We start from the raw sequence: 26,351 nt of genomic DNA, 5'->3' as shown, positions 1-26,351 counted from the left end.
GCCGGGTAAAGCGAAGCCGCCACCCGGCAAAAAGCATCATCTTTGTTCATCCAGCTGCAACGCCACATACAGCAGTAGCCGGTCGTCAAAATTCCCTAAATCCAGCCCCGTCAGTTCCGAGATCCGGTTTAGCCTATACTCCAGCGTATTACGGTGAATAAACAGCGCTTTTGACGTTGCCAGCGGCTGCACGTTATGCCGGAACCACGCCTGCAACGTGCGGCGCAGCAGCCCGTTGTTGTCCATCGCTTTCAGACGCACCAGCGGGCGCGCCAGCTCGTTGGCCTGCCAGCCACCGCGCAGGCTGTCGAGCAGAACCGGCAGCATCAGATCCTGATAGAAATAACTGCGGCTCTCCGGCATGCGCTGTTTACCCACCATCATGGTAGTGCGCGCCGTTCGCCATGAACGGGCGATACTTCCCGGCCCGGTAAAGTAATTTCCCAGCGCGACGCGAAAACGGAGCTGTCCGTTCTCCTTCATGCGCTCGATGAGCAGCTCAACGCGGCGACGATGATCTTCCGCGTCCCAGCGGCCAAACTGATTAAGCGCAGGCTTGAGCACCACCATTTCCGTCAAAGAGACGATTGCCACCAGGTTGTTACGCTCCGGCGTCGCCAGCATATTTTGCAGCTGCTGTAGCTCCACCATGGCGCTGTCCACACCAAGCTGGCCGCTATCCACCTCAATAACGGCGACCACGCGCGGCTGATTCAGGTCGATACCCAGACGCTGCGCCCACTCGCTCAGGGCAGGCGTGTGCTCCTCCGCCTGGATCAAATTCATCACCAGCTCTTCACGCAGGCGGCTGTCCTGGGCGAGCAGGTGCATCAGACGCGACTGCTCCAGCATCATCTCCGCCGTCATGCAGACCAGCTCGCCGTATTTACGCAGCGATTCAGGATCGCCGGTCAGACCGATAACGCCAACAATCTCTCCTTCCAGACGCAGCGGCAGGTTGATCCCCTGACGGACCCCGTGCAGATGTTTCGCCACGGCGTCATCAATGTCGACCACGCGCCCCTGAGAGAGCACCAGCAACGCCCCTTCGTGCAATTCACCAATACGCTCACGATCGCCGCTGCCGATAATGCGCCCTCGGGCGTCCATTACGTTGATATTGGTATCGATGATTCGCATGGTGCGCGCCACGATATCCTGCGCCATTTTGGTATCAAGATGCCAGCCAGCCATATAACCCTCCCGTGAGCAGAGCTCAAGCATAGGGAAGTTCAGCTAAGGCTGCATTGTGCAGATGCCCAAAGGCAGAGAGAGATGTATGGAGTTGTGGGAAAGGTCACAGAAAAGAGAAAGCCCCTGCGAACAGGGGCTTAAGAAGATTACTGCATCAGGAGATAAATAGAGGTATCACCACGCTGAATATTCAGTGCCAGCACGGACGGCTTGCTGTCGAGAATTTTGCGCAGTTCAGCGATGTTTTTCACCGGCTGCTGGTTAGCGCCCATGATCACATCACCTTTTTTCAGGCCGATACGGGCAGCAGGTGAGTTCGCTTTCACGTTGTTCACCACCACGCCTTTATCTGCCCCTTTGTTGCTCATCTCAGCACCTTCAATACCGCTGAAGATGGTGCTGGAATCCACCTGATTCTGACTGCTCTGTTGCAGTTCCAGGCTCACGTTAACTGGCTTACCTTCACGCAGCAGGCCGAGGGTCACTTTACTGCCGATTGGCATAGAACCCACTTCCGCACGCAGGGCGGCAAAGCTGCTGATCGGTTTACCGTTCAGAGAGGTGATCACGTCACCCGCTTTAATGCCGGCTTTCGCCGCTGAAGAGTTCGGCATGACCTGGCTCACGAATGCGCCGCGCTGAGCGTCCACTTTCATCGCTTTCGCCAGCTCGGAGTTCAGCTCGGTCCCCATGATACCCAGCTCACCGCGTTTCACCTGTCCATATTGCACCATCTGCGCAGTCAGGTTTTTCACCATGTTGCTCGGGATAGCAAAGCCGATACCGATGTTGCCACCGTCCGGTGCCAGGATAGCGGTGTTGATACCGATCAGTTCACCGTTCAGGTTAACCAGCGCACCGCCGGAGTTACCGCGGTTAATGGCCGCATCCGTCTGGATGAAGTTTTCATAGTTTTCCGCATTCAGGCCGCTACGTCCCAGCGCGGAGACGATACCCGAGGTCACGGTTTCGCCCAGACCAAACGGGTTACCGATGGCGACAGTGTAGTCACCCACGCGCAGCGCGTCAGAGTCGGCAAGCTTAATCGCCGTCAGGTTCTTCGGATCCTGAATTTGAATCAGTGCGATATCGGAGCGCGGGTCTTTACCGACCACTTTGGCATCGAATTTACGGCCATCGCTCATCTGAACCTTAATGGTGTTAGCATTATCTACCACGTGGTTATTGGTCACCACGTAGCCTTTCGCTGCATCAATAATAACGCCCGAGCCGAGTGCCATGAATTTCTGCTGCTGGCCGCCGCCCTGACCGTCATCCCCTGCGCCGCCGCCCTGACAGAACGGGGAGCTCTGGAATGGCGAACCGTCCTGGCAGAATGGCGAATTGTCGCCGAAGAACTGCTGGAAATTACGCGGCATACGCGGCGTATTGACGGTTGTGCTGCCCTCAACGTTAATACTCACCACCGATGGCATCACTTTTTCGAGCATCGGGGCCAGGCTTGGCATCTGCTGCGCAGTCGCTGCCGAGGAAGCTGTCTCGGCCGCCGTCGCCAGAGGGGACAACGCTAAACCTAAACTCAGAGCCAGTGCACTCATTGCTAATGTGGTTTTTTTCATGTTTCTCAATCTCGATTTACCAGATAACGCAAAATTGCTGTGTAACTCAGATTCGTTTTATACCGCTTAGTTCCGGGATTAAGTTTATGGAAAAAGTAAAAATTTATTGGTCGTCTTTACAAAACTCATGGCTTATTCAACGGCCATAAGCTTGCGGTATTCATCCCAGGCATACAAATCTGTCATCCCGCTGATATAGTCCTGGATAAGACGACAGCGATAATAATATTCCATGACTGGCCATTGGGAAGAATGACGATCTATTTTACTGACGGCCTCAATGTATGCCAGCCGGTGACGGGTTGAAAGCTTCTGATAGAGACGAGATTCAATCGGCAGGCGGCGAACACGTTCATTTTCGACCAGCTCGCAAAACTCATCGACCGTCAGCTGGAGCAGCGGGCCATAAATTTCCAGCAAACCGCTGATAACCCGGTATCCTTGCAGCTCCAGCTGTTCGACATCCGGGTGGCTGAAAACATGGCGAACAGCCACGTTTTTATATAATTCAAGCAGCTGACTAAAACTGCTCTCATCTTCCAGCAGGGCGTGATTAAATTCCCCGCTAAATATCATCGGCAAATTATCAATGAAACGGGCGGCCGCATACGGCACCAGTTTATTCAGCGTATTGACCCGCAAATACATAAAGAACTGATCTTCGGTACTGCGGCTCAGCGAATTTGAACGCGATTTATCCCAGGCATTCTCGACGACCTGTGCAAACAGAGAACCTTTTTCATGCTCTCCCCAGGCATCGTGAAGATGCTGATACAGCTCCTCGACGCTGAATATTCTTTTTTCCACTGCGTCTTCCAGATCGGCCACGCAATAAGAAATGTCATCAGCCGCTTCCATAATCCACGTCAATGGAAAACGGCCATTCGGCTTTAGCGAAAGTTCTTTACGCAACCGTTCAATGTACGCTTCTTCCGACAGGTAATAGCCCGGTTTTTTCATCAGGTAGCTATGGGTGGCAGGCGTTTCCCCCATCCACCACGCGGGACGCGTGTATTTAAGAATACAGCCCACCTGCGCCCAGGTCAGATTCATGCGCATCAGGGAGTGCACCAGACGGATCCCCTGCGCGTTACCTTCGAAATGACACAGATCCTGACGCACCTTGCGGCGCAGATCGTTCAGGCTATCTTCGCCCTCACGCAGGCGTAAATCGCGTACCACACAGCGGTCATCGCTGAGCGGCTGGCTTATGGCGTCAGAGGGAAAAAGCCGCTGTTTAAACCAGTCATTGATGGCGGCCTCGCCGAAATGACCAAAGGGAGGATTGCCGATATCGTGCATCAGGCAGGCCATCTCAACGATGCTTTCGAACGGCCCGGTCAGTTCATCCAGCCCGTAGGTTTCCAGCAGACGTTGCTCTTTAAGACGGCTGAGGATCTCTTTTGCAATGTAGCGCCCCACCTGCTGCACTTCCATGGAGTGCGTTAACCGCGTACGCACCGCGGCGTTACGCTCCAGCGGGAACACCTGGGTTTTTTGCTGTAACCGGCGGATGGCGGGCGAATTGATGATGCGTCCGCGATCGCTTTCAAAAATGCGCAGGATCTCATGTTCGCTCTTATCGCCCTGTGGCGAACGGAAACGTCGGTGCCAGTTAATTTTGGTGCGAAAATCGATTGGTGCCATGTGCTCCCCCGCGTGAGAATGCGTTTCCCCTTAACCGCATGATAGACTATGCATCTTAACAAGGCACATCGCGAGTAAATCTATGAAAATCGGCATTATTGGTGCAATGGAAGAAGAAGTTACGCTACTGCGTGACAAAATTGAGAACCGTCAGACCCTCTCCCTTGGTGGCTGTGAGATCTACACCGGCCAGCTGAACGGCGTTGACGTGGCTCTGCTGAAATCAGGCATCGGTAAAGTTGCAGCGGCACTGGGCGCGACCCTGCTGCTTGAGCGCTGCAAGCCTGACGTTATCATTAATACAGGTTCGGCGGGCGGTCTGGCGCCGACGCTGAAAGTGGGCGATATCGTGGTTTCCGACGAAGCGCGTTACCACGATGCAGATGTCACCGCATTCGGCTACGAATATGGTCAGCTTCCGGGCTGCCCGGCCGGGTTTAAAGCGGATGATAAGCTGATTGCCGCCGCTGAAAGCTGCATTAACGAGCTGAACCTCAATGCGGTGCGTGGCCTGATCGTCAGCGGCGATGCCTTTATCAACGGCTCTGTTGGTCTGGCGAAAATCCGTCATAACTTCCCGCAGGCTGTGGCCGTTGAGATGGAAGCCACGGCCATTGCGCACGTGTGCCATAACTTCAGCGTGCCGTTCGTGGTTGTTCGCGCGATCTCTGACGTGGCGGACCAGCAGTCCCACATCAGCTTCGACGAGTTCCTGGCCGTTGCGGCCAAACAGTCCACCGTGATGGTGGAAACCCTGGTGCAGAAACTGGCGCGTGGGTAAGGTGTCATTCAGGGCGCTGGTCGCCCTGCTTCTGCTCGCCCCGGCCTGGCTCATCGCCGCGCCGCGGGTGATCACACTCTCCCCTGCCAATACGGAACTGGCGTTTGCCGCCGGGATTACGCCCGTTGCGGTGAGCAGCTTTTCCGATTATCCACCGCAGGCCGCCCAAATCGAACAGGTTGCCACCTGGCAGGGAATGAACCTGGAACGCATCGTGGCGCTGAAGCCCGATCTGGTTCTTGCCTGGCGCGGTGGTAATGCCGAACGACAGGTGAACCAGCTCTCTTCGCTGGGAATAACGGTAAAATGGGTAGATGCGGTGAGCATCGAACAGGTGGCGCAAACCCTCCGGGACCTCGCGCCCTTCAGCCCTACCCCCCAACGCGCCGAGCACGCTGCACAGCAGATGCTCAACGACTATGCTGCGCTAAAAACCCGATACGGCACGCAACCGAAACAACGCGTTTTTCTGCAATTTGGCAGCCAGCCGCTGTTCACTACCGGGAAAGGTTCGATCCAGAACCAGGTGCTTGAGATCTGTGGAGGTGAAAATATCTTTGCCGAAAGCCGGGTCCCCTGGCCGCAGGTCAGTCGTGAGCAGGTTCTGGCGCGACAACCGCAGGCCATTGTGGTGGTCGGAAATGCGAGCGAGATTCCTAAAATAGAACAATTCTGGCATCGGCAGCTTAAAATTCCGGTCATCGCACTCAACAGCGACTGGTTTGAACGCGCCAGCCCGCGTATTATCCTCGCCGCAAAACAACTCTGCGCCGAACTGGCAGAGAGTCACTCAAACAGATAAATACCCTATTCGAGGATTTAACGATGCTCGTGTATTGGCTGGATATTCTTGGCACAGCCGTTTTTGCTATCTCCGGCGTTTTGCTTGCCGGAAAACTACGCATGGATCCTTTTGGCGTACTGGTGCTCGGCGTCGTTACGGCGGTAGGCGGCGGAACGATTCGCGATATGGCGCTGGCAAACGGCCCGGTATTCTGGGTAAAAGATCCAACGGATCTGGTGGTGGCGATGGTCACCTGCCTGTTAACCATCGTGCTGGTTCGTCAGCCTCGCAGACTACCAAAATGGATATTGCCAGTGCTGGATGCCGTCGGTCTGGCGGTCTTTGTGGGAATAGGCGTGAATAAAGCCTTTATTGCCGGGACTGGCCCGCTGGTGGCGATCTGTATGGGCGTGTTGACCGGCGTGGGCGGAGGGATTATTCGCGACATTCTGGCGCGAGAAGTCCCGATGATCCTGCGAACGGAAATCTACGCGACGGCCTGTATCATCGGGGGGATTGTTCACGCCACGGCGTATTATACCTTTGCTGTCCCGCTGGAAAACGCGGCGATGCTGGGGATGGTGGTAACGCTGGTGATCCGTTTAGCGGCGATACGCTGGCACCTGAAGCTGCCGACGTTTGCACTGGATGAAAATTCAAGATAGGTGTCGTTTATAAGCCCGGTGGCGCTTCGCTTACCGGGCCTACAATTTGCATTCAGGTTAAATACTGAATGAAGAACCACACCCGCAGGTGCTGGTCGCATTCGGGTTAGTCACCACAAAGCGCGAACCTTCCAGACCTTCAGTGTAGTCCACTGAACCGCCCACCAGATATTGCAGGCTCATCGGATCAACCACCAGCGCGACGCCCTGTTTCTCGATAGTCATATCACCATCGTTAACCTGGTCGTCAAAGGTAAAACCATACTGGAAGCCACTACAGCCGCCGCCGGTAATATAAACACGCAGTTTCAGATCCGGATTGTCCTCGTCGGCAATCAGGGTTTTCACTTTTTTCGCTGCTGCTTCGGTAAATTCCAGCGGCAACGCTACGTCATCAATCATCTTATGCTCCCATGAATACTGCGACTGCTATTGGGTAAAAATCACCCAATTCTTTTTGTCATTATCTAATACCCTGGTAATTCATTCAAGTATTCTGCTTCAGGGCCTGTTCAGCTTCCTGTTTCGCCAGGGTACGGGCAAGAATGGTGGAGTATAGCGGTTTTCCACCCAGGAATTGGGCTAATAGTGTCGCGCCGAGGCAGGTAATGATCATTGGCAAAATGAGCTGGTAATTGTCGGTCATTTCCAGCACCAGCACGATCCCGGTCAGCGGCGCACGCAGGGAGGCCGCCAGCAGCGCCCCCATTCCCGCAACCGCAAACGTTCCCGCATCCAGATGGTAGGCCGGGAAGCCTGCCGCCGCCGCCATCCCGAACGCCGTACCCAGCAGCGTTCCCAGCGCCAGCATCGGGGCGAAAATGCCGCCCGGGGCACCAGAGGAGAAGCACAATACCGTGGTGATGACGCGTGAAATAAACATAAACAGCAGCAGGCCTACGCTGAAATTCCCCGCCGCGGCAATGGGAATCAGACCGAAACCGCCGCCCGCCGCATTCGGTTCGATAAAACCGAGGATCCCGCACACGCCACCAAGCAGGCCCCCCACCAGCACCCATTTCGTGGTATTTCCGCCATGGATGCGCTGAAACATATCCTGCGCCCGTAAAATCAGGGTGTTAAAAAGCGGGCCAACGACGCCAAAAATCATCCCAAGAATCAGATACAGCCACAAAGTATTGACCGGCGCATTAGTTAGCTTGCCAACTTCAATCACCGCCCCTTCGCCGTTAAAGACGCGAAAGACAATGCTCGACATAATCACGCCGGTAAACACCGCTTTAATGGAGATCAGGTTGTAGCGGAACTGGGCGCGCATCTCTTCAATGATAAACAGGATACCTGCCAGCGGCGCGTTAAACGCGGCAGACAGCCCGGCCGCCGCCCCCGTTGCCAGCAGCGTATGGCGCGCTTCGGCGCTGCGCATACGGAACAGATCGCCGACCATGCGCCCGACGTTACCGCCCAGCTGTACCGTTGGTCCTTCCCGACCGAGCACCATGCCCGCTCCGAGCGTTCCCATCCCGCCGATAAATTTCACAGGAAGTACCCGCCACCAGCGAACCGGGCGTAGCTCTTCCAGCGCCCCCTCAATTTCAGGGATCCCCGAGCCGCCTGCTTCAGGTGCGAATTTACGCACCAGAAAATAGCCCACCATGGCAAACAGGGCCGAAAGGCCAAAGGCCCACACCCAGACCAGCCATTCACGATCCGCGAAGCTGGCGACGGTACCTATGCGCCAGTTGAGCACCGCATTGACGGCTTTCTCAAACGCGACGCCTACCAGCCCGGCCAGCGTGCCCACAACGGCGGCTGCCACCAGAATGGCTAACGGGGTTTTGTCACGGTTGAGCAGCCGCCGGATACTGACCCGGTGCTTCGCGCGCGTAAACTGTTGTTGTTCAAAAGAAGGCGTGTTCTCGTTCATTACCTGTTCTGTTTCGTCATACAAAAGGCCGCAGGGATTCTACCAGAGACAATCCCCTCGTCCCCTGAAAAATACTTAACAATTGTTAAGCCTTCTATGGGGCAAAAATTTTATAACCTCTTCCGAATCACTTAGAATAGTTGCCTTAACTCATTTCTACGAACCAGGAACGACGCCATGAGCAAGTCTGAAAACCTCTACAGCGCAGCCCGCGAGCTAATCCCAGGCGGCGTGAACTCACCCGTGCGCGCCTTTACCGGCGTGGGTGGCACCCCGCTGTTTATCGAACGTGCGGATGGTGCATATCTGTATGATGTGGATGGTAAAGCCTATGTCGATTACGTCGGCTCCTGGGGCCCGATGGTACTGGGGCATAACCACCCGGCGATCCGCAACGCGGTGATTGAAGCCGCTCAGCGCGGCCTGAGCTTCGGTGCGCCAACCGAGATGGAAGTCAAAATGGCGGAGCTGGTCACCGAACTGGTGCCAACGATGGACATGGTGCGTATGGTGAACTCCGGTACCGAAGCGACCATGAGCGCTATCCGTCTGGCGCGCGGTTTTACCGGCCGTGACAAGATCATCAAGTTCGAAGGTTGTTATCACGGCCATGCCGACTGTCTGCTGGTGAAAGCCGGTTCCGGCGCGCTGACCCTCGGCCAGCCGAACTCCCCGGGGGTGCCGGCTGATTTCGCGAAACACACGTTGACCTGCACCTATAACGACCTGAGCACCGTTCGCGCCGCTTTCGAGCAGTATCCGCAGGAGATCGCCTGCATCATCGTTGAGCCAGTTGCGGGCAACATGAACTGTATCCCACCGCAGCCTGACTTCCTGCCGGGCCTGCGCGCCCTGTGTGATGAGTTCGGCGCGCTGCTGATCATCGACGAAGTGATGACCGGCTTCCGCGTGGCGCTGGCGGGTGCCCAGTCTTATTATGGCGTGGAGCCGGATCTGACCTGCCTCGGCAAAATCATTGGCGGCGGCATGCCTGTCGGCGCGTTCGGTGGACGTAAGGACGTCATGGACGCGCTGGCGCCAACCGGTCCGGTTTACCAGGCGGGTACGCTCTCCGGTAACCCGATTGCGATGGCGGCGGGCTTTGCCTGTCTGACCGAAGTGGCGCAGCCGGGTATCCACGAAACCTTGACGGACCGGACGACGCAACTGGCAAACGGTTTGCTGGAAGCCGCAGAAGATGCGGGTATTCCACTGGTGGTGAACCACGTGGGCGGGATGTTCGGGATTTTCTTCACCGATGCGAAAACCGTGACCTGCTATCAGGACGTGGTGAAATGCGACGTGGAACGCTTCAAACGCTTCTTCCACCTGATGCTGGAAGAAGGCGTGTATCTTGCCCCGTCAGCGTTTGAAGCGGGCTTTATGTCCGTGGCGCACAGCGAAGAAGATATCAATAACACCATCGACGCAGCGCGTAAGGTATTTGCGAAGCTGTAAAATGTGCGGCTTGATGCCCTCACCCCAACCCTCTCCCACAGGGAGAGGGAGCAAACACTAAAACGGCAATCTAAGGATTGCCGTTTACTTTTATTACCGACTCTGCTTTCTCAACAGATAAATAAAGTAAGGCGCGCCGATAAAGGTCGACAGGAGGCCCGCCGGGATCTGATACGGGAACAGCACCATCCTTCCGCACCAGTCAGCAAAGACCAGGATCGCCCCGCCCGTCAGCGCAGAGATCACGATATGCGGCAAAGTCCTGCGGAAACCCATCATACGGGCGATATGCGGCGCCATTAATCCGACAAAACTGAGCGGGCCGATAGTCATGGTGGCCGTCGCCGTCAGGCACGCGGCCAGCAGCAACAGCGCAATGCGCGTTGGCGTCAGCGCCACCCCGACCGCGCGGGCGGTATCCCCACCCAGCGGCAGAATGGTCATCCAGCGGCGGCACAGCGGCACAATCGCCAGCAGCACGATCATCACAATCCCGGTATGCACCACCTGACTGCCGGTGGCGTTGTATGTTGAACCGGAAATCCATGTCAGGATCTGCGCCATGCGCGGATCGCCGCTCGCCTGCAACATCATCAGCAGCATAGTAAACGCGGTGCTGAGCGCCATCCCGGCCAGCAGCATGCGGTGAGGTGAGAAACCACCTCGCCCGGAGGCGATCAGGATAATCATCAGCGTGACTGCCGCACCGATACTCCCGGCAGGCATCAGCCAGCCGAACGCATTTCCCGGTACGAGGAACAACATCAACACTACGCCAAACGCGGCCCCGGAGCTGATCCCTAATACTTCCGGGCTTGCCATCGGGTTGCCGGTGAGACGCTGGATAATACAGCCCGCCACCGCCAGCATGACGCCCGCAATCAGCGCGGAGAAAATCCGCGGCCAGCGCCACTGCATGAGTTCATGCAGCAAATCCCCCGTTGCCCAGTGCCAGCCCGTGGCGTCGCGTCCCAGCGAGAGTGCGGCAAACGAGGCGATAACCAGCACTGCCAGCCCGGCAAGGCTGAACCACACCACCGACTGACGCTCGGCATGCACTTTATCGCCGGCATCCATCGCCGGAGCGCTAATGCTGCGCAGGCGCGGCAGCAGCCACAGCAGCAGCGGCGCGCCGATCAGGGCCGTCACCGAGCCCGTGGAAACTTCCATCCAGACGCGCGCCAGCCAGAGAATGAGCTGATCGGAAAGCCAGAGTATCAGCGCACCAATCAGCGGCGCCAACATCAGACGCGCCAGCAGACGGCGCGCGCCGAGCATTTTTGCCAGCAATGGCGCAAACAGGCCGATAAACCCGATGATGCCGACGGCGTTAACCAGTAACGCGCTCAGCACAATCGCCAGGGTCAGGGCCGCCAGACGGGCCAGCGACAGCGCCAGCCCGAGATTGCGCGCCACGCCGTCATCGAGGCCCATCAGCGTGAGCGGACGCAGCAGCAGCAGCGTCAGCACCACGCCGCCAAACAGCTGCGGCCACATGCGCTGGACGATACTCCAGTCGGTCTGGGTGAGCGTGCCGGTACTCCACATAAACATGCTTTGCAGCTGATCGTGGTGAAACAGCACCAGCAGCTGGTTGATCGCCCCACAGTAGAGGCTGACGACCAGCCCCGCGAGGATCAGCGTGACCGGCGAGAGACGTTTTCCCCAGGCTACGCCAAAGACCAGCGCACCGACCACGCATGCGCCTGCCAGCGCGGCAAACTGCGAGGTTAACGCTCCCGGCAGGGTCCAGAGCGTGGTGATGGTGATCCCCAGCTGAGCCCCCGTCGCCACGCCCAGCGTGGTTGGCTCCGCCAGCGGGTTACGTAGCACCTGCTGAAACAGTACGCCCACCAGTCCCAGTCCCGCCCCGACCAGCAGGGAGATAGCCAGACGCGGCAGCAGGCTGTAGTGGAACAGCATTTGCTGAATATTGTCGATATCCGGTGCGGCAAACGCGGCTGCCCACTGATCGCGCGGTAACGCCGTGGTCAGGTTAAAGTCGGTTAATGCCAGGGCAGCCAGAAAAATGAGCGCTAACAGTAACATCGGGAAACGGACCATACGCGTGCTCATGCCTTGCCTCCCAGTGCATTGTCCAGCACGCGGGCAAAATGCATGGCCGACAGCGTCGCGCCGTAGAACCATACCGCTGGCGCGCGCAGGAAGCGCTGCTCGCGGACGAACGGCATTGCCTGCCAGAGCGGAGTCGCCATCAGGGTTTGCATTTCGCGCTCATTGCCGTGGTCAAAGCACAGCACGTCCACATCACGAAACGCCGCCAGACGGTCAATCCCCACGGCGGTACTGCCCCAGAACGTCATCTCGCCTTCCCAGGCATTGCGAATGCCAAAGCTGTCGAGCACTTCCTGGAACAGACAGTTATTTCCAAAGACCAGCATATGGCGGGCATCCAGCAGGGTCACCATCAGCAAAGGCCGATCGCCACGGTGGGCAAAGCGCGGCTTAAGGGAATCAATCAGCGCATCAAATTCATCGAGATGTTTTTTCGCCTCAGCCTCACGGTTGAGGAACTGCGCCATCTCGTGGATGGAATTTTTTGCCATGGTCAGCGGCTTTTTACCGTCGCTAAAGGAAAAGCCCCGTCCGGGCGCAATCTTCGCCATGGTCTCTTCCGACGGGCCATACCCCGCAGACCAGAATAAATAAGACGGTTTCATCTGGGTGAGAAGCTCGAGGTTCGGCTCCGTACGCAGACCGATGTCGATGACGGAGTCCGGCAGTTTTGGCTCATTCACCCACAGGGTGTAGTTAGGAATATCGGCCACGCCGTAAGGCGTCACGCCCAGCGCCATCATCAGTTCGACGGGCAACCACTCCAGCGCTACGATGCGGTGCGGATCGACTGCGGCAGCGCGGGCCGGGCCCATCTTTAACAGCAGCGGTGAGAGTGCCATGGCCGTTAGCAGGCGACGGCGGCTAATTAATGTTGGATCCAGCATCAGTAGACAAAGCTCACGGGTGCAGCCCCGGCCGGGTGAGGCAGAATGCCCATAGGAATACCGTAGATATGTTCCAGCGTTTCGCTGCGCATCAGTTCGGCAGGCGTACCCTGAGCGATCATTTCACCGCCGCGCAGCGCTACCAGATAGTCGCAGTAGCGTGCCGCCATGTTGATATCATGCAGAACGGCAATCACCGTCAGGCCGCGCTGCTGGCTTAAGCGATGCACCAGCGCCAGGACGTCAACCTGATGAGCAATATCCAGCGCTGAAGTGGGTTCGTCGAGCAGCAGGCAGCGGCTGTCCTGCGCTACCAGCATCGCGATCCATGCGCGCTGACGCTCGCCACCGGACAGGCTATCCACCAGACGGTGCGCCAGCGGTTTTAACCCAACCAGCGCGATAGCCTCTTCCACTTTTTCTCTGTCAGCAACGCCAAAACGCCCGAGCGCACCGTGCCACGGATAACGTCCAATCGCCACCAGCTCGCGCACCGTCATCCCCTCCGCCTGCGGCAACTGCTGCGGCAGATAGGCCACCTTGCGGGCAAAGGCCTTACTGCTCCAGCTCGCCAGCGGCTGGTCATCCAGCAGAATGTCGCCCTCGGACGGCGGCTGATGACGGCCCAGCATCTTCAGCAGCGTCGATTTACCGGAACCATTGTGCCCGATTAAACCGGTCACTTTACCTGCGGGAAACGTCAAAGAGAGCGGATGTAGCAAGGTGCGCCCGGGTACGCGAAAGGAGAGATTGTTGAGCGTGAAGGTGGAGTCGGATTGCGTTTTAGTATCCTGCATGTCAGCCAACTTAAATAAAAAGGGCACGGCGAACCGTGCCCATAAAGAGGTTAGAAGCGGAAGGTCGCCGTGGCAACAACCTGGCGTTCAGCACCCCAGAAGCAACCGTAGGTGTTGAAGCAGCTTGCAACGTACTCACGATCGAACAGGTTGTTCACGTGAAGCGCGACGTTTGAGCCGGCCATGCCTACACGCGCCAGATCGTATCTGACCAGTGCATCAACCAGCGTATAGCTTCCAACAGTGAAGCTATTCGCCGGGTCACCTTTGCTGGAGCTGGTGTAACGCACACCAGTACCCAGCGTCAGGCCAGACAGCGGGCCATCAAACATCGTGTAATCCCCCCACACGGATGCCATATGTTTTGGCACCTGCGCCGGTGTGTTGCCTTTGTAGTTAGTGTCGGTGGTGTATTCAGCATCGGTATAGGTATAAGAACCTACAACGTTAACGCTTGCAGAGAGCGCCGCTTTCGCTTCCAGCTCTACGCCACGGGCGCGGATCTCACCGCCTTCAACGGAGAAGAATGAGCCCGCCGGGTCAGCCATCAGGTTGTTGGTTTTGGTCAGCTGATACACTGCACCGGTGATCACGATCGGACGATCGTTCGGCACGTATTTCACGCCCGCTTCGTACTGCTTGCCTTTAGACGGTGAGAACAGTTTACCCTGAGCATCGGTCTGTGAAGCCGGTTCAAAGGATTCGCTGTAGCTGAAGTAAGGGGTTACGCCGTTATCGAACAGATAGTTAACGCCGCCACGCCAGGTAAACTGGGTATCATCACGTTTGGAGGTGGTATTCAATACACGGTTGTAGGACTCCTGATCGGCCCAGTCGTAACGGCCGCCTAGAGTAACCAGTACTTTATCCCACTGCGCCTGATCCTGAACATACAAACCGGTCTGTTTCTGACGGTTGAGGATCTGATATGCACCGGAGGTTGCAGGATCTTTTGAGCCAAAATCGAAATCGCTGCTTACCGGATTGTAGAGATCCAGCAACGGTACCGAGTCGTCATAGCCAAACCAGGAGTTGATATCATTGCGCATACGCATAAAGTCAACACCAGTCAGCAGGATATGGTCTACCTGCCCGGTCGCAAATTTGCTCTGCAACTGAGTATCAACGGTGAAGTTTTGCAGTTTTTCATTATCAACAACATATTTACGTGCCAGATAATGACCTTTATCGGCAGGAGCTAACGCAGCACACTGTTTGCTGCCGCTATTTGCCGGATCGGTACATACACCGTAGCCGTAAACGCTGTTTTGCGAGGTTTTATTCTCGGCAAAACGCAGGTTCTGACGCACGGTATAGGTGTCGTTAAATTCGTGGTCGAAGCTATACCCAACCATTTTCTGGTTACGGGAATAGGTATTGTTCTTCGCGCCTTCGTTGAAGTCCGTCGACAGACGATCACCGTTTGGCAGCGGATCGACCGTTCCCTCTTTTGGCAGCCAGCCGTAATAGCCTGTTTCAGGCTCGTTCTGGAAGTAGGAAAGGAAAGTGAAAGTCGTTTTATCATCCGGACGCCAGGAGAAAGATGGCGCGATGGCATAACGCTGCTCGCCTTTATTTTCCTGCTGTGCGTTGTTAGAACGCGCAACCCCCGTCAGGCGGTAGGAGTAAACGCCGTCATCGTCGATGGCATCGCTGAAGTCAAAGCCGGTCTGGAACAGGCTGTCAGTACCAGCTTTAAACTGGATCTCTTTCAGCGGCTCTGTTGTTGGACGCTTACTCACCATGTTCAGCAGGCCACCAGGGCTGCTTTTTCCGTACAGAACGGAAACCGGACCGCGCATGATTTCAGCGCGCTCCAGCATATAAGGATCAATCACCGCGTCGTTATAGAAGTTGCCCTGCATCTTCATACCGTCGAGGTAGTTGTTCTGGCTCTGACCATCGGCCGCGAAACCGCGAATAACCAGGTAGTCGTAAGTATTAGAAGCACCACGGGTGCCTACCGCAACGCCCGGGGTATAGCTCAGAGCTTCTTTAACGGAACGTGGCTGATGCAACGCCATCTCTTCGGAAGTTACCACAGAAATAGACTGTGGAACCTTTTGAATTGGCGTGTCTGTTTTGGTTCCAGTCGCAGAATGGCGAGCAGCGATAGTCGCAGCAGGACCCCAGGCACTTTCCTGTGCAGCCGGTGCGGCAGTCACGGTGATGGTTTCTTCTTTCTTGGGGGTTTCAGCGGCCTGTGCATAAGCAGACATGCCGGCAACCGCTGTGGCTACGACGGCTGCGATTTTACGCAGCGACGTGTTAATTGGCTGAGCAGTATTGGAAAGCGCCATGATGGATCTCTGATGAAAAAGGTGAATGATAACGTAAACGAGAATTATTATTATGACCGCAGAATAATATGCGAAACGCTGACGGCATAGCAAGCGATATGCGGCCCTACAAGAATTGAGGGTTTAAGAAATAATCAACGGAAAACGGGTCGTTAATAAGGATTGAAAATAGGGTTAAGGAAATGAGTTGCTGAGGTGAAAAAATACCCCCTTCCAGGGAAGGGGGTGTCATAAGGGCTAGTTGCCGCCGAACATATCCTTGATCCAGCCGGCGACGCCGTCGCTGTCTTTCTTCTCGTTCTGCTGCTGCGGCTGTTGCTGCTGCGGCTGCTGAGGTTGAGAAGACTGATCGAACGGGTTACCTGTCGGTTCTTCTGGCTGGCTTTGCTGGCACAGCGCATCCGGGTTGGTCGTCCAGACCGGCAGCGAACGCACGCCGCCGCCACAGATGAAGTTACCCGAGCTGTCCACGCCCATATCGACGATATCTTCCGGGGCAACGAGGTTCAGCGGCACCGGAGACTGATTGGCCAGATAACGCTGGTAAATCGACATCGCGCCGCTCGCACCATACAGTTTGGTCGGCTGGTTGTTATCGCGGCCCACCCAGGTGATCACCACTTCACGGCCATCAATACCGGCGAACCAGGTATCGACGTTGTTGTTGGTAGTCCCGGTTTTACCCGCCAGATGCAGACCAGGATACTTCGCCCCCAGCTGACGCCCGGTACCGCGCTGGACCACCTGCTGCATGGTCCACAGCGTCATATAGGCCGCCTGCGCCGGAACAGCGCGCTCCGCCTGCGGGAAGCTCTGATACAGCACGGAGCCATCTTCGGCAATCACCGAACGCAGGGCGGAAAGCGGCGCTCGGTTACCGCCGCTGGCGATGGTCTGGAACGCCTGGGCCACTTCGATTGGCGTCAGGTTAAGCGCCCCCAGGATCATCGCTGGCACAGGGTGCAGCTGATCTTTCGGTACGCCCAGCTTCTGCCAGGTGTCGGTGATGGCGGGGAGGCCCAGCGCCATGCCGAGGTTAACAGTCGGCACGTTCATCGAGCGGGTTAACGCATCCACCAGCATCACCTGGCCGCTGAACTGCTTATCATCGTTCTGCGGAGACCACACCTGGCCGTTAGGCTGGCGCAGGGAGATTGGCGCATCGGCAATCCAGGTGTTCAGTCGATAGAGATTCGGCTGGCTCAGCGCGGTCAGATAGGTCGCCGGTTTTGCCAGTGAACCAATCGAACGACGCGCCTGCATCGCGCGGTTATAGCCCGCATACTGCGGCTCGGCGCCGCCCACCATGGCGCGAACTTCGCCGGTGTTGCGATCAACTACCACCATCGCGGTTTCCAGATCGCTCAGCTTACGCTGCTTCTTCAGAACCGGAATACCTTCAACCGCCGCTTTTTCTGCCGCATCCTGCGCCACGGAGTCAAAGGTGGTGAAGATCTTCACCCCGGAGAGATCTTTCACTTTATCTCCGAGCTTAGACTGCAACTCCTGACGTACCATCTGCATAAAGGCAGGCTGCGGAGAGATCACCCCACCGCGCGGCTGAACGCCCAGCGGACGCGCGCTCAGCATGTCGTACAGCTCCTGGTCAATCACCTGCTGTTGTTGCAGCAGACGCAGAACCAGGTTACGACGCTCCAGCGCCAGTTTCGGGTTACGCCACGGGTTGTAGATCGACGCGCCTTTTACCATGCCCACCAGCAGCGCCTGCTGGTCAAGGCTCAGCTCTTCTACCGGACGGCCAAAGTAGTACAGGCTCGCCAGCGGGAAGCCGCGGATCTCGTTATCGCCGCTCTGACCGAGGTACACCTCGTTCATGTACAGCTCAAGAATACGATCCTTGCTGTAGCGCGCATCCATCAGCACGGCCATGTACGCTTCGTTGGCTTTACGCCAGTAAGAGCGCTCGCTGGAGAGGAACAGGTTTTTCACCAGCTGCTGGGTCAGGGTACTCGCCCCCTGCACCGTACGCCCCGCGGTCAGGTTCGCCAGTACCGCACGACCAATGGAGTAAAGGCTAATCCCGTCGTGCTCGTAGAAGTGGCGGTCTTCGGTTGCCAGCAGGGTATCCACCAGCAGATCCGGGAAGCCGTTACGCGCCACGAACAGGCGCTGTTCGCCGTTTGCGGACGACAGCATGGTGATGAGACGCGGATCGAGACGGAAGAAACCGAACTGGCGATCGTTATCCATGTTCTCAATGGTTTCCAGGCGATCGCCGTCAAAGGTCAGACGCGCGCGCACCTGCCCCTCTTTACTGTCCGGGAAGTCGAACGGACGGCGGATCATCTCAATGCTTTTCGCCTGGACGGTAAATTCACCCGGACGGGTCATTTTCGTGACCTGACGATACTGCGTGGCTTGCAGCAGCTTCACCATCTCATTCTTGCTGATGGACATGTCCGGCTCAAGGTTCACCATGCGGCCGTACACTGCCGCAGGCAATTGCCAGACTTTCCCGTCGATACGGCTGCGGATCTTCTGATCCAGATAAACGCCGTAAATCGCGATCAGGACAACAAAAACAATAAACAGCTTCAGCAGCAGCCAGAACCAGCCGCGCTTACCACGAGGCTTACGCCCTTTGCCTTTCCCTTTACGCGGCATCGGTTCTTCATCCTCATAATCGTCTTCATAGTCATCGTCATACTCCTCATCTCTGAGGCGACGACGGCTTACCTTTTCTTTCGCCGGACGCGTCGGCTTTCCCTTACGTCCTATTGGCTCGCGGTCATTCCCCGCCATGCTTTTTCTCCGCAACATTCAGGCGCAAAGGCCAGATTTTCTTATCTTGCACAGGTCAGTGAAAGAAGAAATCTCTCAAAATAAACAGCAAGACTTTCCTGACAGGAAAGTCTTTAGTGTTTTCTCCCTCTCCCTGTGGGAGAGGGCCGGGGTGAGGGCATCAGGCCGCACTTTACCTTTCAGGCCGCACTCCCCCATTACGAATATTTCTTCGTGCGCCGTGTCGGCGCGGTATTCGCCGGATCGTCCGGCCAGACGTGTTTGGGATATCGCCCCTTCATCTCTTTCTGCACTTCACGATAGCTCCCCGCCCAGAACGCACCCAGATCGCGGGTGATCTGCAAGGGACGATGCGCAGGCGAAAGCAGCTCAAGCACTAACGGCACGCGCCCTTCAGCGATGGACGGCGTGGTGGCCTCACCAAACATCTCCTGCATCCGAACCGCCAGCGCTGGCGGATTATCCTCATGATAACGAATGGCAATCCGACTCCCGGTTGGCACAGTGTAATGCCCAGGCAGTTCACTATCCAGACGTTGACGTAACGACCAGTCCAGTAAATTCTGTAACGCTGCCTTAACATCAAGCGCCTTAAGGGCGCGCAGGGAGTGTACGCCGCTCATCTGCGGCAACAACCACTGTTCAAGCGTCGCGAGCAGCGTCTCATCATCCACCGCTGGCCACCCCTGTTCCGGCAGCCACTTCGCGGCGCAGTGCAGACGTATACGATATTGTTCAGCCTCAGGCGTCCAGTTCAATACGCTCAGCCCTTTTTCCCGAATGCCGTTCAGCATCGCCTGGTGTAACTCTTCCTCCGACGGCTTCGCCAGCGGTTTTGTCCCGAGCGTCAGTTTGCCAATCTGGCTACGACGGAACGCCTTCAGCGTGCCCTGGGCATCATGCCATTCGACAATGTCAGATTGTTGAAGCAGCTGCGGGCAGGCACGCGTCAGGGCGTCAATATCTACGGCAACCGCCTGCAAGATGCGCGCATCCGGGGAGTGACTGCCCTGGAGTAAGAGCGGCGCGATCAGCCATTCATGACGCGTCAGAGCATCATCGCTGTCCAGCATCGCGCCCATCCCATTTGCCAGTTGATAACGACCATCCAGCCCGCGACGGCGCGCGATTCTGTCCGGGAAGGCCTGGGCCAGCAGAGGGATAACTTTATCGCTGTCAGGCGATCCTCCCCGGCTCTTCAGGCGGTGACACAACTGCTGCGCGCGCTGTTGCCAGTTTCCCTGCTGGCGTGAAAAGGCCTGTCCCAGATCGCTGCTGCCACCGCGCGGCGGCTCCTCAAGAATAGCCGCCAGTTTTGCCGCCGTGGCAATTTCATCGTCGCCCTGTGCTGCCACCAGCATCGCTGCCAGACGCGGATCGTTGCCCAGCGCCGCCATTTTCTGGCCGCGCGCCGTCAGTCGCTCGCCTTCCAGCGCGCCAAGCTGGGTCAGCAGGCTGCGCGCGGCGGAAAGGTTCACAACAGGCGGAGGATTAAGCCAGGTGAGCTGGTCAGGGTCCGGGCAGCCCCACTGCATCAGATCCATTACCAGCCCGGAGAGATCGCTTTGTAAAATCTCAGGCGTACTCTGCAATGCCGCACGCTCCGCCTGCTCGGCGCTGGTTAAATGCAGGCAAATACCCGGCTCAAGACGCCCTGCTCGGCCTGCGCGCTGCACCATTGAGGCCTGGCTGATGCGCTGCGTCAGTAGCCTGGTCAGCCCGGTACGCGGATCAAAACTGGCCACCCTCTCCTGCGTACTGTCCACCACCAGGCGAATGCCTTCGATGGTCAAACTGGTTTCGGCGATATTGGTCGCCATTACCACTTTGCGCTGCCCCGCCGGTGCGGGAAGGATCGCCTTGCGCTGGTCAGCCAAATGCAGCGCGCCGTAGAGCGGGCACAGCATAACGTCACTGCTCACCCGGGATGCCAGCTGCTCCTGTACGCGCTGGATTTCGCCTACGCCGGGTAAAAACAGCAGCAGCGAGCCGGGTTCCTGACGGAGCAATTCGGCGGTGGCGATGGCAACGGCTTCGTCAAAACGCTGATGGGCAGGCAGCGGCTGAAAGCGGCGCTCGACCGGGAACGCACGCCCTTCAGAGGAGATCATCGGCGCGTCAGGGAGCGTCTGCCGGAGCCGCTCGTTATCCAGCGTCGCCGACATAATCAGCAGCCGAAGGTCGTCGCGCAGCCCCTGCTGAACGTCGAGCAGCAGCGCAAGGGCCAGATCGGCCTGGAGGCTGCGCTCGTGAAATTCATCAAGGATCACCAGCCCGACGCCGCTCAGCTCCGGATCGTTTTGCAGCATACGGGTAAGAATGCCTTCAGTGACCACCTCCAGCCGCGTAGACGGGCCAATGCAGGTTTCGGCGCGCATCCGGTACCCTACCGTCTCGCCCGGTTTTTCATTCAGCAGTTCCGCCAGGCGCTGCGCCACATTGCGCGCCGCCAGCCTGCGCGGTTCCAGCAGGATAATTTTCCCGCTGATGCTCCCCTCGCGCAGAATTTGCAGGGGCAGCCAGGTGGATTTACCCGCTCCGGTAGGCGCGCTGAGCAAAACCTGTGGCGCATGTTCTAAGGCTGCGAGAAGCTCAGGAAGGACGACGGCGACGGGCAAAGAGGACACTTACGGCTCCAGAGGGTTAACATTAATCGGCGTACATTGTAGCATCGGCGCATATCATTACCGAGTCTTGCGCATGTCTGAGTCAAAACGGCTATTCTTCGCCATTGAATTACCCACCACGCTTCAACGGCAAATTGTTCGCTGGCGCGCCAGCCACTTCCCCGCGGAAGCGGGCCGCCCTGTCGTCGCCGCCAATATGCACCTGACGTTAGCTTTTCTTGGCGAGGTGAGCGCAGAAAAGCAGCGCGCGTTAAGCGCAATGGCCGGACGCATTTCTCAGCCGGGTTTTACGCTGCATCTTGACGATGCCGGGCAATGGCTGCGCTCTCGGGTGGTCTGGCTGGGGACGCGGCAGCCCCCTCGCGGACTGCTCCAGCTCGCAAATATGCTGCGGGCACAGGCCGCGCGCAGCGGCTGTTATCAGAGCCCGCAGCCGTTTCATCCCCACATTACCCTGCTGCGCGATGCGGGTCAGGCTGTTGCCATCCCGCCACCGGGCTTTCACTGGTCCTTTCAGGTGAATGAATTTGCGCTGTACGAATCTGCCTTTGTACAAGGACGCACCCGCTATACTCCGCTCCAGCGCTGGACGCTGGGCGATACGTTAAGGAATCCTGATGAAGTTTAGCCCTGCACTCCAGCCCGCCACGCTGATCCAGCGTTACAAACGCTTTCTCGCTGACGTGATCACGCCTGAGGGCGAAACGCTCACGCTGCATTGTCCTAACACCGGCGCCATGACCGGTTGCGCCACACCGGGTGACACGGTCTGGTATTCCACATCAGAAAATACTAAACGCAAATATCCTCATACCTGGGAAATGACCGAGACGCAAAGCGGGGCATTTATTTGCGTTAATACCCTGCGCGCAAATCAGCTGGTTAAGGAAGCCCTGACAAATGGAATCCTTCCTGAACTGGTGGGTTACGGCACGCAAAAAAGCGAAGTGAAATATGGCGATGAAAGCAGCAGAATTGATTTTATGTTACAGGCGGAAGACCGCCCTGAGTGCTATATTGAAGTGAAATCAGTGACGTTAGCGGAAGAGGAAAACGGCTTCTTTCCGGATGCGGTAACGCTACGTGGCCAGAAGCATCTGCGGGAGCTAATGAGTGTAGCGGCGGCGGGCAAGCGCGCCGTGTTGCTGTTTGCGGTTCTGCATTCAGCCATTGAACGGTTTTCCCCGGCCCGTCATATTGATCCTAAATACGCGCAATTGTTGAATGAGGCACAAAAGCAGGGGGTAGAGATTTTCGCTTATAAAGCGGAACTTTCTGCCGATAATATGACTCTGAGATCCTCTCTTCCCACTGTCCTATAAGGGATTAGACGATTGACTAATAAGTGTTCTGGCCGCGTGCGCAAATACGCTTTTCCTCACAGGGTTGTCAAGTGTTACGTTTAGATAATTGCCATACGGAAAAGCATCTGCTATTTATAGCGACCTGATTTTTCCCCCAACACGGGGATCGATAGTGCGTGTTAAGGAGAAGCAACATGCAAGAAGGGCAAAACCGTAAAACATCGTCCCTGAGTATTCTCGCCATCGCTGGGGTGGAGCCGTATCAAGAGAAGCCGGGCGAAGAGTATATGAACGAAGCCCAGCTGTCGCACTTCAAGCGTATTCTTGAAGCATGGCGTAATCAACTCAGGGATGAAGTCGATCGCACCGTTACACATATGCAGGATGAAGCTGCTAACTTCCCGGATCCGGTCGACCGTGCCGCTCAGGAAGAAGAGTTCAGCCTCGAACTGCGTAACCGTGACCGCGAGCGCAAACTGATCAAAAAGATCGAGAAAACGCTGAAAAAGGTCGAGGACGAAGATTTTGGCTACTGCGAATCCTGCGGTGTTGAAATCGGTATTCGTCGTCTGGAAGCGCGTCCAACAGCCGATCTGTGCATCGACTGTAAAACGCTGGCAGAAATCCGCGAAAAACAGATGGCTGGCTAACGCCTTCCCTCTCACTACTCTGCTAAGGCGGGAGTTTCTCCCGCCTTGTTACCGTTGATATGTCTGAATCTCACTATATCGGGCGCTTTGCGCCATCTCCCTCCGGTGAATTACACTTCGGCTCATTAATTGCCGCGCTCGGCAGCTACCTACAGGCTCGCGCCCGTCAGGGTAAATGGCTGGTTCGCATTGAAGATATCGATCCTCCGCGTGAAGTTCCCGGTGCGGCAGAAACTATTCTGCGTCAGCTGGAACATTACGGTCTTCACTGGGACGGCGACGTACTCTGGCAGTCTCAACGCCATGATGCCTACCGTGAACGTCTGGCGTGGCTTGCTGAACAGGGCCTTTCCTATAACTGCACCTGCACGCGTGCGCGAATTCAGAGCGTGGGTGGCGTTTACGACGGCCACTGCCGTACGCGGCACAACGGCCCTGAGAATGCCGCCGTACGGCTGATACAGCGCGCTCCGGTGACGCAGTTTACCGATGTCCTCTCAGGAACCATTCAGGCGGATGATCGTCTGGCGCGTGAAGATTTTATTATTCACCGTCGCGATGGCTTGTTTGCCTATAACCTGGCGGTGGTTGTCGATGACCATTTCCAGGGCGTCACGGAAATCGTGCGTGGGGCGGATTTGGTTGAGCCTACCGTGCGGCAAATATCGCTTTACCAGCAGTTTGGCTGGACGGTGCCGGATTACATCCATCTGCCGCTGGCGGTCAATGAACAGGGGAGTAAGCTGTCAAAACAGAATCATGCCCCGGCGCTGCCTGACGGCGATCCGCGCCCGGTATTGATCGACGCGCTGCGATTTCTCAACCAGAATGTAACGCAGGAATGGCAGGATCTGAGTCTGGATGAATTGCTGAAAACGGCCATTGCTGACTGGACGCTTATGGCCGTGCCAAAAATCCAGCATTCTCAAATGCGTTGCGCTGAGCTATGATTAGCCGCTTTTTTGATAACAAAACACACTACGAGGTGTACTATTTTTACCCGAGTCGCTAATTTTTGCCGTAAAGTGCTGAGCCGCGAAGAGAGCATGGCGAATGATGCTATTGCACAGCCACACATGTCGGTCATTCCGCGTGAGCAGCACAATATTTCCCGCAAAGATATCAGTGAAAATGCCCTCAAGGTGCTCTATCGTCTGAATAAAGCAGGCTACGAGGCCTATCTCGTCGGCGGCGGGGTGCGCGATTTACTGCTGGGCAAAAAACCAAAAGATTTCGACGTGACGACCAGCGCCACGCCTGAACAGGTGCGTAAATTATTCCGCAACTGCCGTCTGGTTGGTCGCCGTTTCCGTCTGGCGCACGTGATGTTTGGACCGGAAATTATTGAAGTGGCGACCTTCCGCGGTCACCACGAAGCGGGCGTCAACGATCGCACAACTTCCCAGCGCGGCCAAAACGGCATGCTGCTGCGCGACAACATCTTCGGCTCTATTGAAGAAGATGCTCAGCGTCGCGATTTCACCATCAACAGCCTTTACTACAGCGTGGCGGATTTTACCGTGCGCGATTACGTCGGCGGTATGCAGGATCTGAAAGACGGCCTGATTCGCCTGATCGGCACGCCGGAAACGCGCTATCGCGAAGATCCGGTCCGAATGCTGCGCGCCGTGCGTTTCGCCGCCAAGCTAAACATGCGTATCAGCCCGGAAACCGCAGAGCCGATCCCGCGCCTGGCGACGCTGATTAACGACGTCCCCCCTGCCCGTCTGTTTGAGGAGTCGTTAAAGCTGCTCCAGGCAGGCTACGGGTTTGAAACCTACAATTTGCTGCGTGAATACAACCTGTTCCAGCCGCTGTTCCCGACCATTACCCGCTACTTCACCGAAAACGGTGACAGCGCAATGGAGCGGATGATTGCACAGGTGCTGAAGAACACGGATACCCGTATTCATAACGATATGCGCGTGAATCCGGCGTTCCTGTTCGCGGCCATGTTCTGGTATCCGCTGCTGGAAACGGCGCAGCGCATTACCCAGGAGAGCGGCCTCGCCTATTATGATGCGTTCGCGCTGGCGGCAAACGACGTGCTGGACGAAGGCTGTCGCACGCTGGCGATCCCGAAACGTATTACCACGCTGGTGCGTGATATCTGGCAGCTTCAGCTGCGTATGTCCCGCCGTCAGGGTAAACGTGCCTGGAAACTGATGGAGCATCCTAAGTTCCGCGCCGCGTTCGATTTGCTCTCTCTGCGTGCTGAAGTCGAAAGAAACCAGGAGCTACAGCGCCTGGCGCAGTGGTGGGGAGAATTTCAGGTCTCTGCACCACCGGAGCAAAAAGATATGCTCACGGATCTCGATGACGAGCCGGCACCCCGCCGTCGTCACCGTCGCCCGCGCAAGCGCGCGCCGCGTCGTGAAGGCACAGCATGACCCTTGCGTATATTGCCATCGGCAGCAATCTGGCCTCTCCGCTTGAGCAGGTTAACGCTGCCGTTCAGGCGCTGGGGGAGATCCCGCAAAGCCATATCGTGGCAGTCTCCTCCTTTTACCGTACGCCCCCGCTCGGCCCGCAGGATCAGCCTGATTATCTGAACGCCGCCGTGGTGCTGGAAACAGGCCTTGACGCAGAAACGCTGCTGGATAATACCCAGCGTATTGAGCTACAGCAGGGTCGCGTACGTAAAGCCGAACGCTGGGGACCGCGCACGCTCGACCTCGATATTATGCTTTTCGGCCACAAGGTGATTAACACCGAGCGCCTCACCGTTCCGCACTATGACATGAAAAACCGTGGGTTTATGCTCTGGCCGCTGTTTGAAGTCGCCCCCGATCTCACCTTCCCTGACGGCACCTCGCTGAACGCCGTTCTGCTAAGCCTCAACGCGGAAAAACCGGTCCGCTGGTAATCCCGTGTCACCCCCGATTAGCCATGTGTTAAATATGGTTAATCGATTGCCTAAAATCATTGTTCCCTCGAATGTTACTGTTAG

The 26,351-nt window shown here is 56.8% G+C and carries 21 protein-coding genes; 10 read left to right on the top strand and 11 right to left on the bottom strand.

From position 1 onward, the window contains the following. Positions 1-36 precede the first annotated feature (36 nt). The 3 genes from L2Y28_RS03970 to dgt all read right to left on the bottom strand — a co-directional run bounded on the left by L2Y28_RS03970 (position 37) and on the right by dgt (position 4,421). The gene (locus tag L2Y28_RS03970; protein WP_003856217.1) at positions 37-1,194 is read right to left on the bottom strand and encodes a CdaR family transcriptional regulator; all 1,158 of its coding nucleotides are present in this window, start codon (positions 1,192-1,194) and stop codon (positions 37-39) included. A gap of 146 nt (positions 1,195-1,340) precedes the next feature. Continuing rightward, positions 1,341-2,774, bottom strand: coding sequence for a serine endoprotease DegP (gene degP, locus L2Y28_RS03965; RefSeq protein WP_022647101.1), 1,434 nt, complete (start codon positions 2,772-2,774; stop codon positions 1,341-1,343). A gap of 132 nt (positions 2,775-2,906) precedes the next feature. Further along, complete coding sequence (dgt, locus tag L2Y28_RS03960; RefSeq protein WP_022647100.1) at positions 2,907-4,421, bottom strand: dGTPase; 1,515 nt, start codon at positions 4,419-4,421, stop codon at positions 2,907-2,909. 82 nt (positions 4,422-4,503) lie between these two features. Between dgt and mtnN the strand changes: the two genes are divergently transcribed. From mtnN to L2Y28_RS03945, 3 genes are read left to right on the top strand one after another with little or no spacing between them, the layout of a single operon-like run. Continuing rightward, the gene (gene mtnN / locus L2Y28_RS03955; protein ID WP_003856223.1) at positions 4,504-5,202 is read left to right on the top strand and encodes a 5'-methylthioadenosine/S-adenosylhomocysteine nucleosidase; all 699 of its coding nucleotides are present in this window, start codon (positions 4,504-4,506) and stop codon (positions 5,200-5,202) included. Continuing rightward, positions 5,195-6,004 (top strand): vitamin B12 ABC transporter substrate-binding protein BtuF, encoded by an 810-nt coding sequence (btuF, locus tag L2Y28_RS03950; RefSeq protein WP_022647099.1) that lies wholly within the window; start codon positions 5,195-5,197, stop codon positions 6,002-6,004. Before mtnN ends, btuF begins: the two co-directional genes overlap by 8 nt. 23 nt (positions 6,005-6,027) lie before the next feature. Next, positions 6,028-6,651 (top strand): TRIC cation channel family protein, encoded by a 624-nt coding sequence (locus L2Y28_RS03945; RefSeq protein ID WP_003856227.1) that lies wholly within the window; start codon positions 6,028-6,030, stop codon positions 6,649-6,651. A 57-nt stretch (positions 6,652-6,708) separates the two neighbouring features. Here the strand turns inward: L2Y28_RS03945 and erpA are convergent, their stop codons facing one another. Together erpA and clcA are read right to left on the bottom strand one after the other, a co-directional pair. Next, positions 6,709-7,053, bottom strand: a complete 345-nt coding sequence (gene erpA / locus L2Y28_RS03940) for an iron-sulfur cluster insertion protein ErpA (protein WP_022647098.1) — start codon at positions 7,051-7,053, stop codon at positions 6,709-6,711. A gap of 85 nt (positions 7,054-7,138) precedes the next feature. Next, positions 7,139-8,539, bottom strand: coding sequence for a H(+)/Cl(-) exchange transporter ClcA (gene clcA / locus L2Y28_RS03935; RefSeq protein ID WP_022647097.1), 1,401 nt, complete (start codon positions 8,537-8,539; stop codon positions 7,139-7,141). 177 nt (positions 8,540-8,716) lie between these two features. Here clcA and hemL point away from each other — a divergent pair, with 177 nt between their 5' ends. Further along, positions 8,717-9,997: a glutamate-1-semialdehyde 2,1-aminomutase gene (hemL, locus tag L2Y28_RS03930; RefSeq protein WP_022647096.1), complete on the top strand. Its 1,281-nt coding sequence runs from the start codon at positions 8,717-8,719 to the stop codon at positions 9,995-9,997. Positions 9,998-10,090: 93 nt separating this feature from the next. Here hemL and fhuB read toward each other — a convergent pair whose 3' ends face one another. From fhuB to hrpB, 6 genes are all read right to left on the bottom strand, one after another. After that, positions 10,091-12,073, bottom strand: coding sequence for a Fe(3+)-hydroxamate ABC transporter permease FhuB (gene fhuB / locus L2Y28_RS03925; protein ID WP_022647095.1), 1,983 nt, complete (start codon positions 12,071-12,073; stop codon positions 10,091-10,093). Beyond that, positions 12,070-12,960 (bottom strand): Fe(3+)-hydroxamate ABC transporter substrate-binding protein FhuD, encoded by an 891-nt coding sequence (fhuD, locus tag L2Y28_RS03920; RefSeq protein WP_022647094.1) that lies wholly within the window; start codon positions 12,958-12,960, stop codon positions 12,070-12,072. Before fhuD ends, fhuB begins: the two co-directional genes overlap by 4 nt. Further along, positions 12,960-13,757 carry a Fe3+-hydroxamate ABC transporter ATP-binding protein FhuC gene (gene fhuC, locus L2Y28_RS03915; protein WP_022647093.1) on the bottom strand — a complete coding sequence of 266 codons (798 nt, stop codon included), beginning with the start codon at positions 13,755-13,757 and terminating at the stop codon, positions 12,960-12,962. Before fhuC ends, fhuD begins: the two co-directional genes overlap by 1 nt. A gap of 50 nt (positions 13,758-13,807) precedes the next feature. Then, on the bottom strand, positions 13,808-16,057 hold the full coding sequence (gene fhuA / locus L2Y28_RS03910; RefSeq protein ID WP_022647092.1) for a ferrichrome porin FhuA: 2,250 nt from the start codon (positions 16,055-16,057) through the stop codon (positions 13,808-13,810). A 237-nt stretch (positions 16,058-16,294) separates the two neighbouring features. Next, positions 16,295-18,820 carry a bifunctional glycosyl transferase/transpeptidase gene (gene mrcB / locus L2Y28_RS03905; RefSeq protein WP_022647091.1) on the bottom strand — a complete coding sequence of 842 codons (2,526 nt, stop codon included), beginning with the start codon at positions 18,818-18,820 and terminating at the stop codon, positions 16,295-16,297. 197 nt (positions 18,821-19,017) lie between these two features. After that, complete coding sequence (hrpB, locus tag L2Y28_RS03900; protein WP_022647090.1) at positions 19,018-21,447, bottom strand: ATP-dependent helicase HrpB; 2,430 nt, start codon at positions 21,445-21,447, stop codon at positions 19,018-19,020. 73 nt (positions 21,448-21,520) lie between these two features. Between hrpB and thpR the strand changes: the two genes are divergently transcribed. The 6 genes from thpR (at position 21,521) to folK (ending at position 26,267) form a co-directional block, all read left to right on the top strand. Next, positions 21,521-22,075 (top strand): RNA 2',3'-cyclic phosphodiesterase, encoded by a 555-nt coding sequence (gene thpR / locus L2Y28_RS03895; protein ID WP_003856249.1) that lies wholly within the window; start codon positions 21,521-21,523, stop codon positions 22,073-22,075. Further along, on the top strand, positions 22,065-22,769 hold the full coding sequence (sfsA, locus tag L2Y28_RS03890; protein WP_023330113.1) for a DNA/RNA nuclease SfsA: 705 nt from the start codon (positions 22,065-22,067) through the stop codon (positions 22,767-22,769). The genes thpR and sfsA overlap by 11 nt, the downstream gene beginning before the upstream one ends. A 176-nt stretch (positions 22,770-22,945) precedes the next feature. Beyond that, positions 22,946-23,401 carry an RNA polymerase-binding protein DksA gene (gene dksA, locus L2Y28_RS03885; RefSeq protein WP_001155232.1) on the top strand — a complete coding sequence of 152 codons (456 nt, stop codon included), beginning with the start codon at positions 22,946-22,948 and terminating at the stop codon, positions 23,399-23,401. Positions 23,402-23,460: 59 nt separating this feature from the next. After that, positions 23,461-24,351: a tRNA glutamyl-Q(34) synthetase GluQRS gene (gene gluQRS, locus L2Y28_RS03880; protein WP_022647088.1), complete on the top strand. Its 891-nt coding sequence runs from the start codon at positions 23,461-23,463 to the stop codon at positions 24,349-24,351. Positions 24,352-24,393: 42 nt separating this feature from the next. After that, positions 24,394-25,791: a polynucleotide adenylyltransferase PcnB gene (gene pcnB / locus L2Y28_RS03875; RefSeq protein ID WP_071785222.1), complete on the top strand. Its 1,398-nt coding sequence runs from the start codon at positions 24,394-24,396 to the stop codon at positions 25,789-25,791. Beyond that, positions 25,788-26,267 (top strand): 2-amino-4-hydroxy-6-hydroxymethyldihydropteridine diphosphokinase, encoded by a 480-nt coding sequence (folK, locus tag L2Y28_RS03870; RefSeq protein WP_022647087.1) that lies wholly within the window; start codon positions 25,788-25,790, stop codon positions 26,265-26,267. Before pcnB ends, folK begins: the two co-directional genes overlap by 4 nt. Positions 26,268-26,351 lie beyond the last annotated feature (84 nt).

It is taken from the genome of Enterobacter sp. JH25, assembly GCF_021725435.1.
In the GTDB taxonomy this organism is placed as follows: Bacteria; Pseudomonadota; Gammaproteobacteria; order Enterobacterales; family Enterobacteriaceae; genus Enterobacter; species Enterobacter intestinihominis.
The sequence above is the reverse complement of the archived record's forward strand: the minus strand, read 5'-3'. Positions and strand labels throughout refer to the sequence as shown.

Excerpts from the sequence above, each read along its gene's own strand:
- thpR (WP_003856249.1), top strand. The coding sequence starts at position 21,521 with ATGTCTGAGTCAAAACGGCTATTCTTCGCCATTGAATTACCCACCACG.
- sfsA (WP_023330113.1), top strand. The coding sequence starts at position 22,065 with ATGAAGTTTAGCCCTGCACTCCAGCCCGCCACGCTGATCCAGCGTTAC.
- erpA (WP_022647098.1), bottom strand. The coding sequence starts at position 7,053 with ATGATTGATGACGTAGCGTTGCCGCTGGAATTTACCGAAGCAGCAGCG.
- L2Y28_RS03970 (WP_003856217.1), bottom strand. The coding sequence starts at position 1,194 with ATGGCTGGCTGGCATCTTGATACCAAAATGGCGCAGGATATCGTGGCG.
- hemL (WP_022647096.1), top strand. The coding sequence starts at position 8,717 with ATGAGCAAGTCTGAAAACCTCTACAGCGCAGCCCGCGAGCTAATCCCA.
- folK (WP_022647087.1), top strand. The coding sequence starts at position 25,788 with ATGACCCTTGCGTATATTGCCATCGGCAGCAATCTGGCCTCTCCGCTT.
- dgt (WP_022647100.1), bottom strand. The coding sequence starts at position 4,421 with ATGGCACCAATCGATTTTCGCACCAAAATTAACTGGCACCGACGTTTC.
- mtnN (WP_003856223.1), top strand. The coding sequence starts at position 4,504 with ATGAAAATCGGCATTATTGGTGCAATGGAAGAAGAAGTTACGCTACTG.
- fhuD (WP_022647094.1), bottom strand. The coding sequence starts at position 12,960 with ATGCTGGATCCAACATTAATTAGCCGCCGTCGCCTGCTAACGGCCATG.
- fhuA (WP_022647092.1), bottom strand. The coding sequence starts at position 16,057 with ATGGCGCTTTCCAATACTGCTCAGCCAATTAACACGTCGCTGCGTAAA.
- degP (WP_022647101.1), bottom strand. The coding sequence starts at position 2,774 with ATGAAAAAAACCACATTAGCAATGAGTGCACTGGCTCTGAGTTTAGGT.
- fhuB (WP_022647095.1), bottom strand. The coding sequence starts at position 12,073 with ATGAGCACGCGTATGGTCCGTTTCCCGATGTTACTGTTAGCGCTCATT.
- dksA (WP_001155232.1), top strand. The coding sequence starts at position 22,946 with ATGCAAGAAGGGCAAAACCGTAAAACATCGTCCCTGAGTATTCTCGCC.
- mrcB (WP_022647091.1), bottom strand. The coding sequence starts at position 18,820 with ATGGCGGGGAATGACCGCGAGCCAATAGGACGTAAGGGAAAGCCGACG.
- clcA (WP_022647097.1), bottom strand. The coding sequence starts at position 8,539 with ATGAACGAGAACACGCCTTCTTTTGAACAACAACAGTTTACGCGCGCG.
- fhuC (WP_022647093.1), bottom strand. The coding sequence starts at position 13,757 with ATGCAGGATACTAAAACGCAATCCGACTCCACCTTCACGCTCAACAAT.
- L2Y28_RS03945 (WP_003856227.1), top strand. The coding sequence starts at position 6,028 with ATGCTCGTGTATTGGCTGGATATTCTTGGCACAGCCGTTTTTGCTATC.
- gluQRS (WP_022647088.1), top strand. The coding sequence starts at position 23,461 with ATGTCTGAATCTCACTATATCGGGCGCTTTGCGCCATCTCCCTCCGGT.